Annotated in this window: 14 protein-coding genes and 1 pseudogene; 5 read left to right on the forward strand and 10 right to left on the reverse strand. The window is 29.0% G+C overall.

Annotated features, from left to right (window positions below; translation table 11 throughout):
* Positions 1 to 191: 191 nt before the first annotated feature.
* The gene (locus RM51_RS15075) at positions 192 to 647 is read right to left on the reverse strand and encodes an META domain-containing protein (protein WP_039372025.1); all 456 of its coding nucleotides are present in this window, start codon (positions 645 to 647) and stop codon (positions 192 to 194) included.
* Between the two features lie 86 nt (positions 648 to 733).
* Between RM51_RS15075 and RM51_RS15080 the strand changes: the two genes are divergently transcribed.
* Together RM51_RS15080 and RM51_RS15085 are read left to right on the forward strand one after the other, a co-directional pair.
* Complete coding sequence (locus RM51_RS15080; protein ID WP_039371391.1) at positions 734 to 2,941, forward strand: S46 family peptidase; 2,208 nt, start codon at positions 734 to 736, stop codon at positions 2,939 to 2,941.
* Between the two features lie 84 nt (positions 2,942 to 3,025).
* Positions 3,026 to 3,502 (forward strand): YdeI/OmpD-associated family protein, encoded by a 477-nt coding sequence (locus RM51_RS15085; RefSeq protein WP_039371396.1) that lies wholly within the window; start codon positions 3,026 to 3,028, stop codon positions 3,500 to 3,502.
* Here RM51_RS15085 and RM51_RS15090 read toward each other — a convergent pair.
* Positions 3,499 to 4,200: pseudogene (locus tag RM51_RS15090) on the reverse strand (YifB family Mg chelatase-like AAA ATPase); the annotation flags it as partial. The gene RM51_RS15085 and the pseudogene RM51_RS15090 sit on opposite strands and share 4 nt — an antisense overlap.
* A 124-nt stretch (positions 4,201 to 4,324) precedes the next feature.
* Here RM51_RS15090 and RM51_RS19675 point away from each other — a divergent pair.
* Together RM51_RS19675 and RM51_RS15095 are read left to right on the forward strand one after the other, a co-directional pair.
* Positions 4,325 to 4,450: a hypothetical protein gene (locus RM51_RS19675; protein ID WP_262483704.1), complete on the forward strand. Its 126-nt coding sequence runs from the start codon at positions 4,325 to 4,327 to the stop codon at positions 4,448 to 4,450.
* The gene (locus tag RM51_RS15095) at positions 4,440 to 5,366 is read left to right on the forward strand and encodes a hypothetical protein (protein WP_039371399.1); all 927 of its coding nucleotides are present in this window, start codon (positions 4,440 to 4,442) and stop codon (positions 5,364 to 5,366) included. Before RM51_RS19675 ends, RM51_RS15095 begins: the two co-directional genes overlap by 11 nt.
* A gap of 115 nt (positions 5,367 to 5,481) precedes the next feature.
* Here RM51_RS15095 and RM51_RS15100 read toward each other — a convergent pair whose 3' ends face one another.
* The 7 genes from RM51_RS15100 to RM51_RS15130 all read right to left on the reverse strand — a co-directional run bounded on the left by RM51_RS15100 (position 5,482) and on the right by RM51_RS15130 (position 11,622).
* Positions 5,482 to 7,443 (reverse strand): hypothetical protein, encoded by a 1,962-nt coding sequence (locus RM51_RS15100; protein ID WP_039371402.1) that lies wholly within the window; start codon positions 7,441 to 7,443, stop codon positions 5,482 to 5,484.
* A 9-nt stretch (positions 7,444 to 7,452) separates the two neighbouring features.
* Complete coding sequence (locus RM51_RS19185) at positions 7,453 to 7,989, reverse strand: type II toxin-antitoxin system antitoxin SocA domain-containing protein (RefSeq protein ID WP_052248525.1); 537 nt, start codon at positions 7,987 to 7,989, stop codon at positions 7,453 to 7,455.
* Between the two features lie 161 nt (positions 7,990 to 8,150).
* Positions 8,151 to 8,561 (reverse strand): hypothetical protein, encoded by a 411-nt coding sequence (locus RM51_RS15110; RefSeq protein ID WP_039371405.1) that lies wholly within the window; start codon positions 8,559 to 8,561, stop codon positions 8,151 to 8,153.
* A gap of 2 nt (positions 8,562 to 8,563) precedes the next feature.
* The gene (locus RM51_RS15115) at positions 8,564 to 9,091 is read right to left on the reverse strand and encodes a hypothetical protein (protein WP_039371408.1); all 528 of its coding nucleotides are present in this window, start codon (positions 9,089 to 9,091) and stop codon (positions 8,564 to 8,566) included.
* A 17-nt stretch (positions 9,092 to 9,108) separates the two neighbouring features.
* Entirely contained in the window at positions 9,109 to 9,465 is a 357-nt protein-coding gene (locus tag RM51_RS15120; protein ID WP_039371411.1) for a hypothetical protein, read from the reverse strand.
* Between the two features lie 274 nt (positions 9,466 to 9,739).
* Positions 9,740 to 10,354, reverse strand: coding sequence for a hypothetical protein (locus RM51_RS15125; RefSeq protein ID WP_039371414.1), 615 nt, complete (start codon positions 10,352 to 10,354; stop codon positions 9,740 to 9,742).
* A 17-nt stretch (positions 10,355 to 10,371) separates the two neighbouring features.
* Positions 10,372 to 11,622, reverse strand: coding sequence for an AbiH family protein (locus RM51_RS15130; protein WP_039371415.1), 1,251 nt, complete (start codon positions 11,620 to 11,622; stop codon positions 10,372 to 10,374).
* 567 nt (positions 11,623 to 12,189) lie between these two features.
* Between RM51_RS15130 and RM51_RS15135 the strand changes: the two genes are divergently transcribed.
* Positions 12,190 to 12,783, forward strand: a complete 594-nt coding sequence (locus RM51_RS15135; protein ID WP_039371419.1) for a recombinase family protein — start codon at positions 12,190 to 12,192, stop codon at positions 12,781 to 12,783.
* Here the strand turns inward: RM51_RS15135 and RM51_RS15140 are convergent.
* Positions 12,773 to 14,695, reverse strand: a complete 1,923-nt coding sequence (locus tag RM51_RS15140) for a recombinase family protein (protein WP_052248526.1) — start codon at positions 14,693 to 14,695, stop codon at positions 12,773 to 12,775. The genes RM51_RS15135 and RM51_RS15140 overlap by 11 nt on opposite strands.
* Positions 14,696 to 14,731 lie beyond the last annotated feature (36 nt).

The following is a 14,731-nucleotide window of genomic DNA, read 5'->3' on the forward strand; positions in this document are numbered from 1 at the left end:
AAGAAAGCCCGCCTATTGACGGACTTTCTTTTTTTATTTTTTAGATTGATTGATTACTCTTTATTTTTTAACGCAAAGATTTTTATTCAATGCTAAATATGGTAAAGGAGCAAAGAATGGAATCAATTTCATTGATTCTTAATAAGCGAACTTCATCAGTGACCTTATCTCCAATCTTTGAGGCTAAAACATTAATCCCAGTCAGAAGCTACAAACTTCATCGCATTTCCTTTATTATCATATAAGGTAAGAAAATGACCTTCTACCGTAAATTTTGTCATGGTTTCAAACTTCTTCTGAAACTCACTTTCCAGTTCCATATTTTGGCAAGCTTTCATCGTAGATAACAATCCTAAAATTTTCACCTCTCCATTATTTTTAAACTCAGCAGTAAAAGACATATTGTTACATCCCATGTAAGCTCCGCCTCTAATTTTTCCTTCTTCCTCTTTTGCAGTCAAATCAATTTTAGCTTTTTGTTTCATCAAATCAGCCTTAGTAAAATTCCCTAAAGACACCAACATCCACTCTCTTTGAATATGAATTTTTTGGGTGTCTATTGGCGCGTTTTGCTTCGTTACAGAAGTACAATTAAATACTATTCCCAACAGCAAAACAGGCAAAACCGAAATTAATATTTTTCTCATGAGAAGACTCATCCCATTTTCATACCAATCCCGGACAGAATATCGTAAAAATTAGTAAATTAGCGACACAAAAATTATTTTATAAAATGAAAAGAATACTTCTACTATTCACTTTCTTATTGAGCTTTGCTCAAATGAGGGCAGATGAGGGGATGTGGCTCTTAATGCTCATCAAAAGACTTAATGGTGTTGACATGCAAAAAGAAGGTTTGCATTTGACTCCGGAAGAAATTTATTCAGTTAATAACTCTAGTTTAAAAGATGCTATCGTAAGTTTTGGTGGTTTCTGTACTGGAGAAATTGTTTCTGATAAAGGACTTATTTTCACCAATCACCACTGTGGTTATGGTGCTGTTGCTGCTGCTTCTACTCCAGAAAAAGACTATTTAAAGAATGGTTTCTGGGCGATGAAACAGAAAGACGAATTTAATGCAAAAGATCTTTATGTTAGATTTTTAGTTAGAATGGATGATGCTACACAAAGAATCACTTCTAAACTAAATAACAATATGTCCGGAGCTGAGAGAAAGGCTATTATTGATGCTGAAACTAAAGCAATTCAGTCTGAAAACTCTGAAAACGGAAAATACACTGTAGTTGTAAGAGATTTCTTCAACGGAAACGAATTCTATTATTTCGTATATCAGGATTACAAAGATATCAGATTGGTAGGTGCACCTCCTTCATCATTAGGAAAATTCGGTGGAGATACTGATAACTGGGAATGGCCAAGACACACTGCTGACTTTACTGTTTTCAGAGTATATGCAGATGCTGCAGGAAATCCTGCTGAATTCTCTCCAAGCAATGTTCCTTTGAAGCCTAAGCATTTCTTACCGGTTTCTCTTAAAGGAGTGAAGCCAGGTGATTTCTCTATGATCTTAGGATACCCTGGAAGAACTAACCGTTATTTAACATCTTACGGAATCCAACAGATGGTAAATAAAGATTATCCAGCTTGGGTAGAAGCTTCTAAATTAGCAATGGATGTTATGAAGAAGTATATGGATAAAGACAAAGCTACTCAGCTAAACTATGCTTCTCAATATGCTTCTGTAGCTAACTACTGGAAAAACAGACAAGGAACGATAGATGCTGTTGACAAAAACGGAACTATCACAGATAAGCAAAATATCGAAAAAATTTACAGAACTTGGTCTATGCAAGCTGGAAACGGAGAGTATGACGGAGTTTTAGAAGATATCGATGCGTATTACAAGCAGGTTTCTGACAGAAATGTTGAAAGAAATTATGCTTCACAGCTTACAAGAAACGCAAAATACATTAGCTTAGCTTTACAAGTAGGAAGTGTACTTAAGGCATATGCTGCTCAGGATATGGCAGGAAGACTTGCTATGAAAGCAAAAACGGAAGCGGCTCTTAAAGCGGCTTATGAAAACTTCAACCCTTCTTTAGAGGGAGAAATGCTAAGTTCTATGGTAAACCTTTACCAATCAAGAGTAACTAACAAAAGTGTAGGTTCTGCTACCATCTTCGGATTGGATGCTAAAAACCTTTCTAACGTAGCGTATTCTTCTATTTTTGCTAACAAAACATCTGCAACAAACTTCTTGTTGAACCCAGATGCTTTAAAACTTGATTCAGATCAGCTTTGGAAAATCGCAAACGGTGTAGTTGCTGACCAAAAATTGGTAACAGAAAGCTATTCTAAAGTAGATGATAACTTTGCAAAAAACAATCGTCTATTCTTAGCAGGTTTAATGAAAGCTATGCCTGAGAAAAAATTCTACCCGGACGCTAACTCTACGATGAGATTGACTTACGGAACTGTAGATAAATTACCTATCAGAACTGACAGAAACTATTTCGGAGTTACTGATAACTACTATACTGATATGACTGGTTTGGTAGGGAAATACAAAAAAGGAGATGAAGAGTTTGATCTTCCACAAAGAGTGATCGACCTTTATAACTTAAAAGATTTCGGACAGTATGCAGATGCTAAAGGATATATGCCTGTAAACTTCCTTTCAAACAATGACATTACTGGTGGTAACTCTGGTTCTCCTGTAATTGATGCAGACGGAAACCTTATCGGTATTGCTTTTGACGGAAACAGCGAAGCATTAAGCGGTGATATCGTTTTTGAACAAGAATGGCAAAAAACGATCAACGTAGACGTTCGTTTTGTTCTTTGGACAATCGACAAATACGCTGGTGCAAGAAGACTTGTTGACGAGTTAAAACTTGTAAAAGATGAGAACACTCCTGCTGATACAAAAACAAAAAACTCAGGAACAACTACTCTTCCTAAGAAAACAAAGAAAAAATAATCTTATCTGATTATAATTTATAAACCGTGAAATGTATGTTTCACGGTTTTTTTTATTTTTGAATTAAACTTAATAAAATATCACATGAAAAATCAGACAGTAGAATTTAGCACTATTATAAAGCAAAACGGAGAAATGAACGCCGCGTTTGTAGTGTTTCCGTTTTCTACGGAAGAACTTTTTGGTAAAAAAGGACAGGTAAAAATTAAAGCTCTTTTTGACGAAAAAGTAGAATATCGTGGAAGCTTGGCAAAAATGAAATCAGACTGCTATATTCTAGGCTTGACACAGGCCGTCAGAAAGCAACTCAATAAAACATTTGGTGACAATGTTTTGGTCTCTTTAACGGAAGATAAAGAAGAAAGAACTGTTGAAATAGCAGATGACATTGCATTGGTCTTTACTCAAAATCAAGAAGTCAAAACATTATTCGACAATATGAGCTATACCCACAGAAAAGAATATATCCGCTGGATTGAAGAAGCTAAAAAACCAGAAACACGAGAGAACAGAAAACTAAAAATGATCCAAATGATTTTGGATGGAAAGAAAGGCATTTAAATATTCCAAAACTCCCGATCCAAACTTCTATACTGTATGGCTTCAGAAATATGATGAGACTGAATATTTTCAGAGATCTCAAGATCAGCAATTGTTCTGGCTACTTTCAAAATCCGATCATACGCTCTTGCCGAAAGATTAAGCTTTTCCATCGCCATTTTTATTAATCCAAAAGAAACCTCATCCAGTTCACAAAATTGCTCTAATTCTTTAGAACCCATTTGAGCATTATAACTTATTTTCAATTCTTTATACCGTTCATTTTGGATTTCACGGGCGACAAGAACACGCTTTCTTATGTCTTCACTTTTCTCACCCTTCCTTTTTTCCGCCAACTGTTCAAACTCTACTTTCTGTACTTCAATATGAATATCTATTCTATCTAACAATGGCCCTGAAAGTTTATTCATATACCGCTGCATTTCAAAAACGGAAGAAGTATTATTCGGATCATCAGGAAAAAATCCACTTGGACTGGGATTCATTGAAGCAACTAACATAAAGCTCGAAGGATAATTTACCGTAAATCTAGCTCTTGAAATAGTGACTTCACGATCTTCCAACGGCTGTCTCATAACTTCCAACACTGTTCTTTTAAATTCAGGCATTTCATCTAGAAATAGAACTCCGTTATGAGCCAGTGAAATTTCTCCAGGTTGCGGATAGCTTCCCCCTCCTACCAATGCAACATCAGTTATTATATTAAATGTGGGGGTATTTAAAAATACAATTAAAACACTATGAAACAGATAAATACATCTAAAGCATTAAAATAATTTTAACATTTTTTGTTATTCCAAAATCGCTCACTAAAATTGCTAAATGAAAACAAAGAAAGACAAAGAAATGCTAAAAAACGAAGAACAATTTTATTTCAAAAATAAAGGTTGGAAAAGTAATCAACAATTATTATCTGTTAACCATAAAAAAAGAAGCTATGCAGGATAATTTGAGAATTTATTTTAAAGACAAAATACATTTTGAAAGTTTAATTAAGAAAAATAGAAAATTCAATTGTACTATTGACAGTGAGGATCTAAAAAATGATAATCCAGAAGCCCTATATTATCCAATTAAAGGAAAAATTGGGTCATTGGTGTATGTCATAAATCCCCAAAGTGCTTATATTGAAAATTCTATACATAAATATTATAATTTAATTATGACAGGAAAAGAATACAATTATAATGATTTTTCTTATTGTGATCTGGTACAAACACTAGATGAATTATTAAATGAATTTCCTGAATATGATTTCTTAGATACTAAAATTACATCATTGGAATTTGGGTTCAATCTTGCAGTAGATATAAACGTAAAGGATCTGATTGAAAAAAATGTCTTATTATATAATTTTAAGCCTCATTATGTTTTTGAAGATAACAAAAACTTTGTACTTAAAAAGTTTAAATCAGGAAACCACATCTTTAAAATATATGATAAAGGCAGACAAAATAAGCTTGATTATGAACTATTAAGAGTCGAATTGAAGTATAACACGAAGGAGCTAAAGAAATTAGGAATAATCAATTTTCTTGATTTATATAACCCTAATAAAAACTTGGGTCTATTTAATGATTTTATGAAAAAGTTTGATGATCTGATTATTATTGATGATCGATTTACTGAGGGACTTTCCAAAGAAGAAATTGCGAATCTCGGCAACAAACTTGAATACTCATATTGGAAAAGAAAAGATTTTTCAGAATCTACTAAAAGTCGACACAAAAAGAAGCTGTTAAAGTTTATTATGGATAAAAAAATGGATAAGAAATTTTTATATATTAAAGATATGATTATTCAGAAATTTAATCAGTTATTCAAAGACTGTAATAAATCTTACCCAATGCTTACTACTAATTAAAAGTCAAAATGACTGGTTTTACTATAGTGTTATGGGTAGTAAAACCAGTCATTAAAATATTAGATAGTAAAATACTATTTAACTAATTTGATACTGATTAATTTTGGTTACAGTATCAGTTACCTTTTTTTGTAGGGGGTACATTTGAATTAGTAACTTTAAAACGATTCTCTATTTTATTAATCTTCACATCTTGAATCTTATTTAGCGAATCAATATACTTTTTATTACCAATCTCTTTTAAAGCTCTAGATTTTTCTAATTCAAACTTATCGTCAAACATATTTTTATACGTAAACAATAAAAGTAAAATGCCTAATGCTCCCAAATAAGAACTGATAATTACTTTCTTCTGATTTAAAATTTTATCTATCCCTTTAGTAGATATAAAAATTAATAACACAAAAGTTAATAATGAAATTGAAAATATTAAAATAAAAATTAACGCCTTTACAAATGAATCTATAAAGGAAAATCCTGAAACAGTACCAACTATAAAAGATATTATAGCAGTAAAAATCGTCAAAGTTTCTATTGATTTTTTATCTGATTCTTCCGCTTTAGATCTAATTTCTTTAATGACACCAAATTCCTTATCTAAAGAAGAGAGAATTTCAAAGTGATTAAATTTATTTTGAAACTCAATTTTAATATCAAAAAATTCTTTATTTATTTGTTCAACTGAAAGGGGAAGCAAAAATGAAGATGCATAATATACTTTGTCAATATCATCAGCATTATAATCTACTAATGATTCATGATATGGTAATTGATAAAGCAAATTATGATGGCTCTCAGACCATTCTATTTTTCTTTCACAAGAAATAAATAAGTTTCTTATTTCGTTAATTTTAGAAAGAATTTCAGCTTTAACTTCTAAAGCTTCTCTGTTTAAAATGAACTCGTTAAGTTTTTTTATACAGTATTTTAAAAACTTAAAATCAACAAAGAAATTATCATACCCTATTCTATTTTGTAGCGAATCAATTTTATTCTTTAATTGTTTTACTTCATCATCATTAATATCCGATTGCTCAATAAGCATTGAGAATTGATTATTCAATGCATAATTTAAATCTTTAAAAAAAAGGTATTTATTATCTGTGAACTCTGTTTCTCGACTTGCAAATTTTTCAACAGTTTCCTTTAAGTTTTGGTAATTTGGTTTTACATCTTTAAAATATTTAATAAGAAGATGCGTATCAAACAAACTTAGGGAATCATCATTTATAACGATGTGATTAATTTTGCTATTGTAGAAGTTAGAATTATCTATAAATTCATAGTGACAATCAAGATATTCTTTCCATTCTTTGAGTTTACTAATATCATTAATAAATTGTGGTTGTTGATGAATAAAAATTAATTCATCATCAATTATATATCCCTTTTGGTGATTAGTTGTTTTAAGGTATTTTGCAGTTGTTATCTGCCGTACTGACCATTTATACTTTAAAAAAACTATTTTATCGTGCATTATACCAAAATACTTTGACGGAGTTTTGGTTGCATTAAGTCTATTTTCAAAATTTAATAAGCTTTTAAAGTAACTAATACTTTCATCAAAAAAGTGGTCATAATTTGCTAACCCAATTAATTGAAAGACATTTAAACATCTCTGTATTACTTCATCATCAAATGTTGATGAGAATATAGAATCTTCCGAAAAATCTTTTGATGTTGTAAAAACAATTTCCGTATTAGGGTTTGAAATATGAATAACAATTTGTTTTGAAAACTTTAAATATGCAGAGTTGATATCCTTTATGATTTTTACAAATTTTTCAGTAAAGGTATGCAGCTGTATGTTTTCAAAAAATAAAATATTTTCATAAATCCTATTACAGCAACTCATAATTTCAATTAAAGTAACCTGTACATCAGAATATACATATTCTCCAACAATTATAGATTTACAAAGATCATCAGAGACCTTATTTAATTTATCTGAAAGGAAACTCTTTAGTTCAGATTCTTTTAATGTATTAGGGTCATCTATATTATCAAAAAAAGGATGATACCACCCCGCATTTTCAACAAACAATCCATTAAGATCATCTAATATAGGTGCAATCATAGTATTCTATTACAATTGATAAATCTTAATTTCTCCCTTGATTTCCTCTTTTGGAATTGGAGTACTAAAATAACCTTTGGATTTTGCTATTTTAAAGTTCTTTTGCCAAGAATACCATCTATGACTTAATTCAACAAGCTCAAACGAAGATAGTTTTATCAAATCAAAATTTACCTCTTTTAGCAATTTTATTGATTGGTTAATTTTCTCAGCAACAACTTGATTAACTAATGAAAGTATTAAACTTGAATTAATAATGGTAGATTCTGAAGTATCTAAACTAACATTCTGTAATTGCTTGTTTTTAATCAGTGAATAAACATCGCTTTCTACATGACCATATGGCATTGCACAAAAGTTATCAAAAACATCATCAATTAAGGTGTCGTGAGAATTCTTATCCACTCCAACAGCCGAAATAAAAAACAATAATTTTAGAACTTTCAAAATACTTAAATCATTTTTTTCAGTACTGCCATAAGCCTCCTTGTACCAATTATGTAATTGATATACAGTATACTCAAAAGGGTTAGCTTTTTTATTCATTTAGTTTTTTTCCGATGCAAATATACTTTAAATATAAGATTTTATATTCTAATATTAACTATATTTTGTTATTTTCTGGTAAAAATAAAAATGGGCAGCGACACAAACTGTCGTATTATAATATTTTATATTACAAAATTAAACTTTAATTTATAGGTATTTCAATTAGAAAAATTTGCATTATCAAAGAAATTATAATAAAACTTGAAATCATTATAAATAAAATAGATTTGATGACTGTTTTTACCATTAGAAAACATAAGCATAATTGTGCAAGGTCTTAAATCTTTATCTAACCCTGAAAATCTTATATATTTATTATTTTTAGAATTATATCCTTGATCAATTACACTTTGAATAGTATACCTTTGAGGAATGTCAGAATCAATTCTAAGTTCTTCATTCTTTTCATCAATCGTTATTAAAACTTTAGTTTGAATCTTTTTACTCCATTGCCCCCAACCCTTATTTGTTTTTGATTTATAGGCATAAGAGGTAGACTGAAAACTCCTTGATTGTGCATAAGATATTATATTTAATGCAAACAATAATACTGTAAATAATCTTTTCATAATTAAGGGTTTTCGATCAAGTAGGTATTTCTTTTTTTACTTGCACTTGCATAGCTACCAAATGAATAAGTTTCTTTAGATACTACATTTCCAGAAAACGCCCTCATTGAATAATTTTGTATGATTTCATCTTCAAGCATTGCTTTTTTATCCTCATTATAGTCGTAAATCTCATTAATCCCAGAAACAATCTGCTTTTGACTGTATTTTTTATAATCAGCACCAATTTCTGTGGGTTCACTAACATTTAAGACTACAAACACAAATTTCTTATTTTGGTAATTGCTACCGTTATCTATGACAGTTGTATTATTGCTGAAGGATTTCGTTTTTTGAGGCCTGTTTTTTACTATTGAATCAGCAACTTTCTTCGTAGTATTCAGATGACCTTTTACGACCGCCATCATTGAATCGGACACTCTCGTACCGTCTTCACTAAACATTCTGTTATTTGAGGAAGGTTGTTCTTTTTTACAAGAGATGTTGATGGAAAATATAATAATCCCAGTAATCAATAAACTTTTTTTCATACTATTGAGTTTAGTAATTAATTTACGGATGGATCAAAAATAGTTTTCTCTTCATTCCTCATAAAGGCATTTCCCAACCTTTTATACTTCATTTCTCTACCTTTTACACAAACGGAGTATAAACCATTCACTTTTTGTTCAACTATTCTAAGAAAAATAACATCTTTCTCTTCACAGTCATTATCTAGTGCAATATGTTTCCTTAAATCTTCAATAGTAACAGCTCCAAAACGTTTTATCCATGATTGAATTTTTTTGTCTGGTTTTGGTTCTTGATAATCTTTAGGAAGATCACATTTTTTATTTTGCTCTGTCTGTTGGGCAAAAGTCATTGCTGAAGCTGCAATCATTAATGCTGATAAAAACTTTTTCATATAACTAATTTTTGAATTTATGATTAGCTTTTACGGTAAACAGCTTTTCTGGAAAATAGAAAAGCAAGTGGTTCTCACTTGCTCTAGTTCTGAAGGCTCGGCAAAGCCTATGTTACATAGAAACAGGATAAGCCACTTGCCTATAAGACAAGTGTGCTGAACTGTTTGCATTTTGTAACATTTTAGAATTTTGCCGATTCACAGAACAAAAGCAAAAGTTTTACACTTTTATTTTCCGATAAAATTTGAATTACAAATATATAATTTTTGATTATTAAAATTTTGAATACATCTGTAAATCCTTTTCAAATTGTTCTTTGAAATACTTTTCTTTTAGATTATTATCTATACTTTTATAACCTAGCTTCATTTCTTTAATAATATCCTGCTCAATTTTATTCACAAAACTCTCCATTTCATGTAAATGAGGAATGATAGCATTAGACTCTATTTTCATTGCATAACCTTCAGAATACACAAACATGTACATATTGTAGTATAAATCAGATATGACATGAATTCTTATTTTTAAATTACCTCCTTTAATTGAGTTCGATAAATAAGCATTTGATAAGATTTTTAATCTTGATATTTTATCAATAACAATTTCTCTTGTCATTATTTCGATTAAATTATCTTTATATTTTTTAGCTTCTAGCAAAGATTGTGTCTCATTTTCCTCCGTGGATTCATAAACACCTCTTTTCATAAAAGTAAATGCACGAAATACAGAAGCATAATAACCTTTCAAAAAAAATGTTATTTCGAGAATTTCCTCTAACTTACTTAATCTTAATTGTTTTTTTAAATTTTTCTTAGTTATAATAATTGTAATTATAGACATTAAAATCGCTCCTACTGAAATTATTTTACTCCAATCTATTTGCATCAGTTATATTAAAAAAATTATACTTCTAATTTATCAATTAGACTCATCATTTTTAAATTTTCAATATCCGTTTTTAATAAATCTTTTACTTCAAAAGGGATAAGTTTTTTTCTTAAATCTGCTTTATTTTTAAATAATCTTCCAATCTGATAGGTCATTTCTATATAGTTGGTCGTATCAATTGCTAAATCTTTACTTCCAAATGATTTATCATAAGTAAGAATTTTGATTTTCTTACAATTTGAGCTGTTAAAAATTGAGCTTAACATAGTTTTATCAGACATTCCACATGAATGCCCCATAATATAAACCTCAAACTCATCAGAATCAATAAACTTTAAAAAATTCTCATAATTAGGTGTTCTTAAATACCAATATGTCTTGACATATTTTAAACACTCATCGTATTTTTCTAATATTTCAAAATTAGTTTCCTCTTCATCTCCATATCCGAAAATCATGGGATTATTATTATCATTGAGTTTGCCATGAATATAAAGAACATCCGTATTTGGAACTGTTTTTTGAATTTCTTTTATATAATCCCCAATAGTAGATGTATAATTAAAATTTAGAAACAAAATATTGTTAGGCTTGGGTTTAGGTTTCTCATTTACTCTTCTTTTACTTTGGATCTTTCCAGTAGTTGCATGATAACTTATCTGATCTTTTGGAGCAGCATTATGTTCTATTGGCTCTAGTAATTGGTTTATTAATTTACTTTTTGAAACATCATATTTGTTAGATAAATATTCTTCCTCAATCCTTATCAAATAATCGTACAATAAATTTTGAAGAAGTTGAAAACAATCATTTAATTCTACAATTTCTTTCTCTTTATTCTTGGATGATAACTCACAAAGAATTTTATAATACTCATTTTCAATATCGACCCAATTGTATTCTTTGCAAGAAGATAAAAGTATGGACATTAAATTACTTTTTATCTTTAAAGTATATTCATATTTTGGAGTCCGTTCTCTGTAGTCATTGGTCGAAATATTTCCAATGTAAATATTCATACCACTATCCTTCTCGATATAATCATAAAAGTTTTTCAAATCCCAACTGTTTATAGATGGGTTAGTATTCAATTCTTTATTAAAAAAGTTATTCTTTTTTAATTTTAAAAATTGATCTTCGTATATGGTTTTATTTTTTGCTAGATTAAAAGCATTTTTTAAATAATCAAGTATAAAATCTTTATATGAAGTTTTGATTTTATGTGCAATATCAAAGCCATTGCCAATAAGTATAAGTCTATTCATGTTTTAGTTTTTTACAAAGATAATTTAATCTATAAAGACTTTTTAATTGACACTCTAAAAAGAAATGGTGGTAAATCCCTAGTGCCAAAAATACTCTTCTCTAAGCCCTCTCCAAAAATTAGTCATCCCTTTATAGAAGAATTTGCGACAATTTTACACCAAAATTTATAATGGGTGTAAAGACATAAGCCTCTATGGACAGTGCAGTGGGATGTAAGAGTCGTTTTTTTTGGCCCCCCTCCTGATGGTTAAGTTTTTTTCAAGAACAAGCTTTTGTTTTTATTTAGTTCTTTATTTTCCACTTACATTTTACAATTAATATTCTTCAAGCTATACATTTTATCGATATTTTTTGACAGTTTTTGTTTGTTGCGCTTAGGGTTATTATATATCCCTTTTTTTTTAAAAAAACTATACTTGGCATAAATATTGACTTATACATGTATCAAATATAGACTATACTTTAAACATGATACATTTTTTTTTCTAATTAAACAAATTATTACTAAGTTAGAAATGTATCAAATATACCCACATCAAATTTAACACACTTTATAACGATTTCAAATGAAGGCAAGATACATAAGGGTTTCCACTGGCAACCAAAAAATAGAAAGACAATTACAGAAAAGTTATCCTGATGAGAAATTATACATTGATATTATTAGTAGTGCAATTCCATTTAAGGAAAGAGAAAAAGGAAAAGATCTAATAAAGGATATTGAGAATGGAAATATAAATTATATTAGTGTTCATTCCATCGATAGACTAGGTAGAAATTTATTTGACATTTTAGCCACTTTAGAGCTATTTAATGACAAGAAAATTGTTTTAAAGGTAGATAACCTCGGAATTGAAAGTTTAATCGAGAATAAGCCTAATTCTGCATTTAAATTAATTATCTCTGTAATGGCTAATATTGCAGAAATGGAAAGAGAAACATTGCTTGAAAGACAAAGAGAAGGTATTAAAATTGCCGTTGCTAAAGGTGTTTATAAAGGAAGGCTCAAAGGCTCTGTTGAAACCAATGAGCAAGTTTTAGAAAAATATAAGGAAGTTGTTAAGTTTTTAAATAAAGGACAATCCTTCCGAAATACAGCTAAACTATGTAATGTTAGTTTGGGGACAGTTCAGAAGGTGAAAAAAATTCTTAGTTCTTAAACCAGTTTTTAATCCAATCGGCAAAAGGTTTATCCTTATACAGTTTATACTCTTTACAAAAGAATATATAAGAATCTTTCTCTTTTGAAATAGATAATGTATTTAATCCTGATTCTTTGCATAGTAATTCAGGATTATTATTATAAAACTCTACTACTTTTTCAATAGTCCAATCGTTAATGTTTCCATACGGGAATATGGAATTACTAATAATTTGTAAATTTTCTCCATTTTGAATAAAAGGTGGTAAGACAAATTTTCTTTCAGATGGTATAAAAACAATATTTTCAATAATTGAATTACCAATAGAATCTATACTCTTGTCTGCTTTAGTGTTAAAATATTTTGAAAATAAAAGTTCATTATCTGTAATAGAATACAGTAAATCTTTTTTCCTAAAGAATAAATAGTGTTCTTCTTCTGATTTGATTTTAAATCTTATAATTAAAGAATAAATATCATGATTTTTTTCAGAAGAAATAACTTTTATATTCTGGATGTATTTATTTACTATCTCCTTTTGTTGTAAAAATGAAAGTGAACCTTTAAATTCCCCAAATTCTTCAACATAACTATTTATCAATTCATTGCTATTAACAACATTACTTAATTGTAATTCGTAATCTTTTAACAAAATATCAATCTCTTTTATTTCAGAATCAATACTATTCTTTTGTTTTTTTATTTCTTCTTCACTTAACAGCCCCTTTGATACAGCAATAACTAGGTTCTCTTTTTGTTGTTGCAAATTTGATAACTGCTTTTTTGCTTTTATAATATTTTCTGAAATGAATTCTTTATTATCTTTCTTCATTAGAAGATCATTCTTTAAAAGATTGAAGAGATCATTTCCTTTAAAAAACCTTGACCAAATTATACCCTCAATTTTATCAATATTAATACTTCTATTCCCACAACTTTCTCCTTTATATCTTTTGGATGAGCATTGATAAGCATGGTCTTTTTTATTCTCTCTACTTCTTCCAACCATATTCCTTCCACATTTTCCACAGCGGATTAATCCTTTTAATAAATATCTATAATTAACCTTTTTGCCAGTATTATTAGAGTTATTAATAAGATTATCATTCACTTTATTCCAAAATTCCTCTGAAATTAAATTTGGAGCTTCATAGATTTCATCTTTCCATTTTCTTTGCCCCTTATATATAGTATTTTTTAAAATACTCCTTATCGTGTTTCCTCTCCATTTTGCATCTATTTTATTTATTTCTTTAATCTCTCCTGTATATTTATTTTTTGTTGTATATATACCTTTTCCAATTTTATTATATGATGTTGGGATATTTTCATCATTTAAAATATTTGCTATGGTATCCGTTCCCTTACCTTCTAATGAGAGACTGAATATTTTGTAAATAGTTTTTTTCTCTTCTTCATCTATAGTCAAAAAACCTTCGGAATCTTTTTTATATCCATAAGGTGGTATTGCATGTACTTTGCCTTCCTCTATATTTCTCTTTAATACACTTTTTATTTTTCTACTTCCTATTTTGATGTAAAAATTATTCATCAAGGAAATAATATGTGACTGTAAAAAGTTTTCATCCCTATTCAAGTCAAATTCTCCAATATTATCATAGAAAAGTTTAATTTTTTTATTTTGAAATAAATTGTAGAGTTTTGCCCAAATATCTTTGTTCCTTTCAAGCCTTGATTGATCGAAAGAAAAAACATGAGTTATTTTATTATCGAATATATCTTCAACTAGTTTTGCCAGTCCTGGACGGTTATGTACATCAAGAGTTCCAGAATATCCTTCATCGATATATATTTCGTAAGGAATATCCAAATTCTTGGCTAAAGACTTCCCTAATTCAACTTGATCATTAATTGATCTATCCTTACCATCTTCTTTCTCTTTCGATATTCTTGCATAAATGCCTAACATACAAACAATTTTATACAAATATATAAAATGGTTACA

The organism is Chryseobacterium taiwanense (assembly GCF_000813825.1).
GTDB classification, from domain to species: Bacteria; Bacteroidota; Bacteroidia; order Flavobacteriales; family Weeksellaceae; genus Chryseobacterium; species Chryseobacterium taiwanense.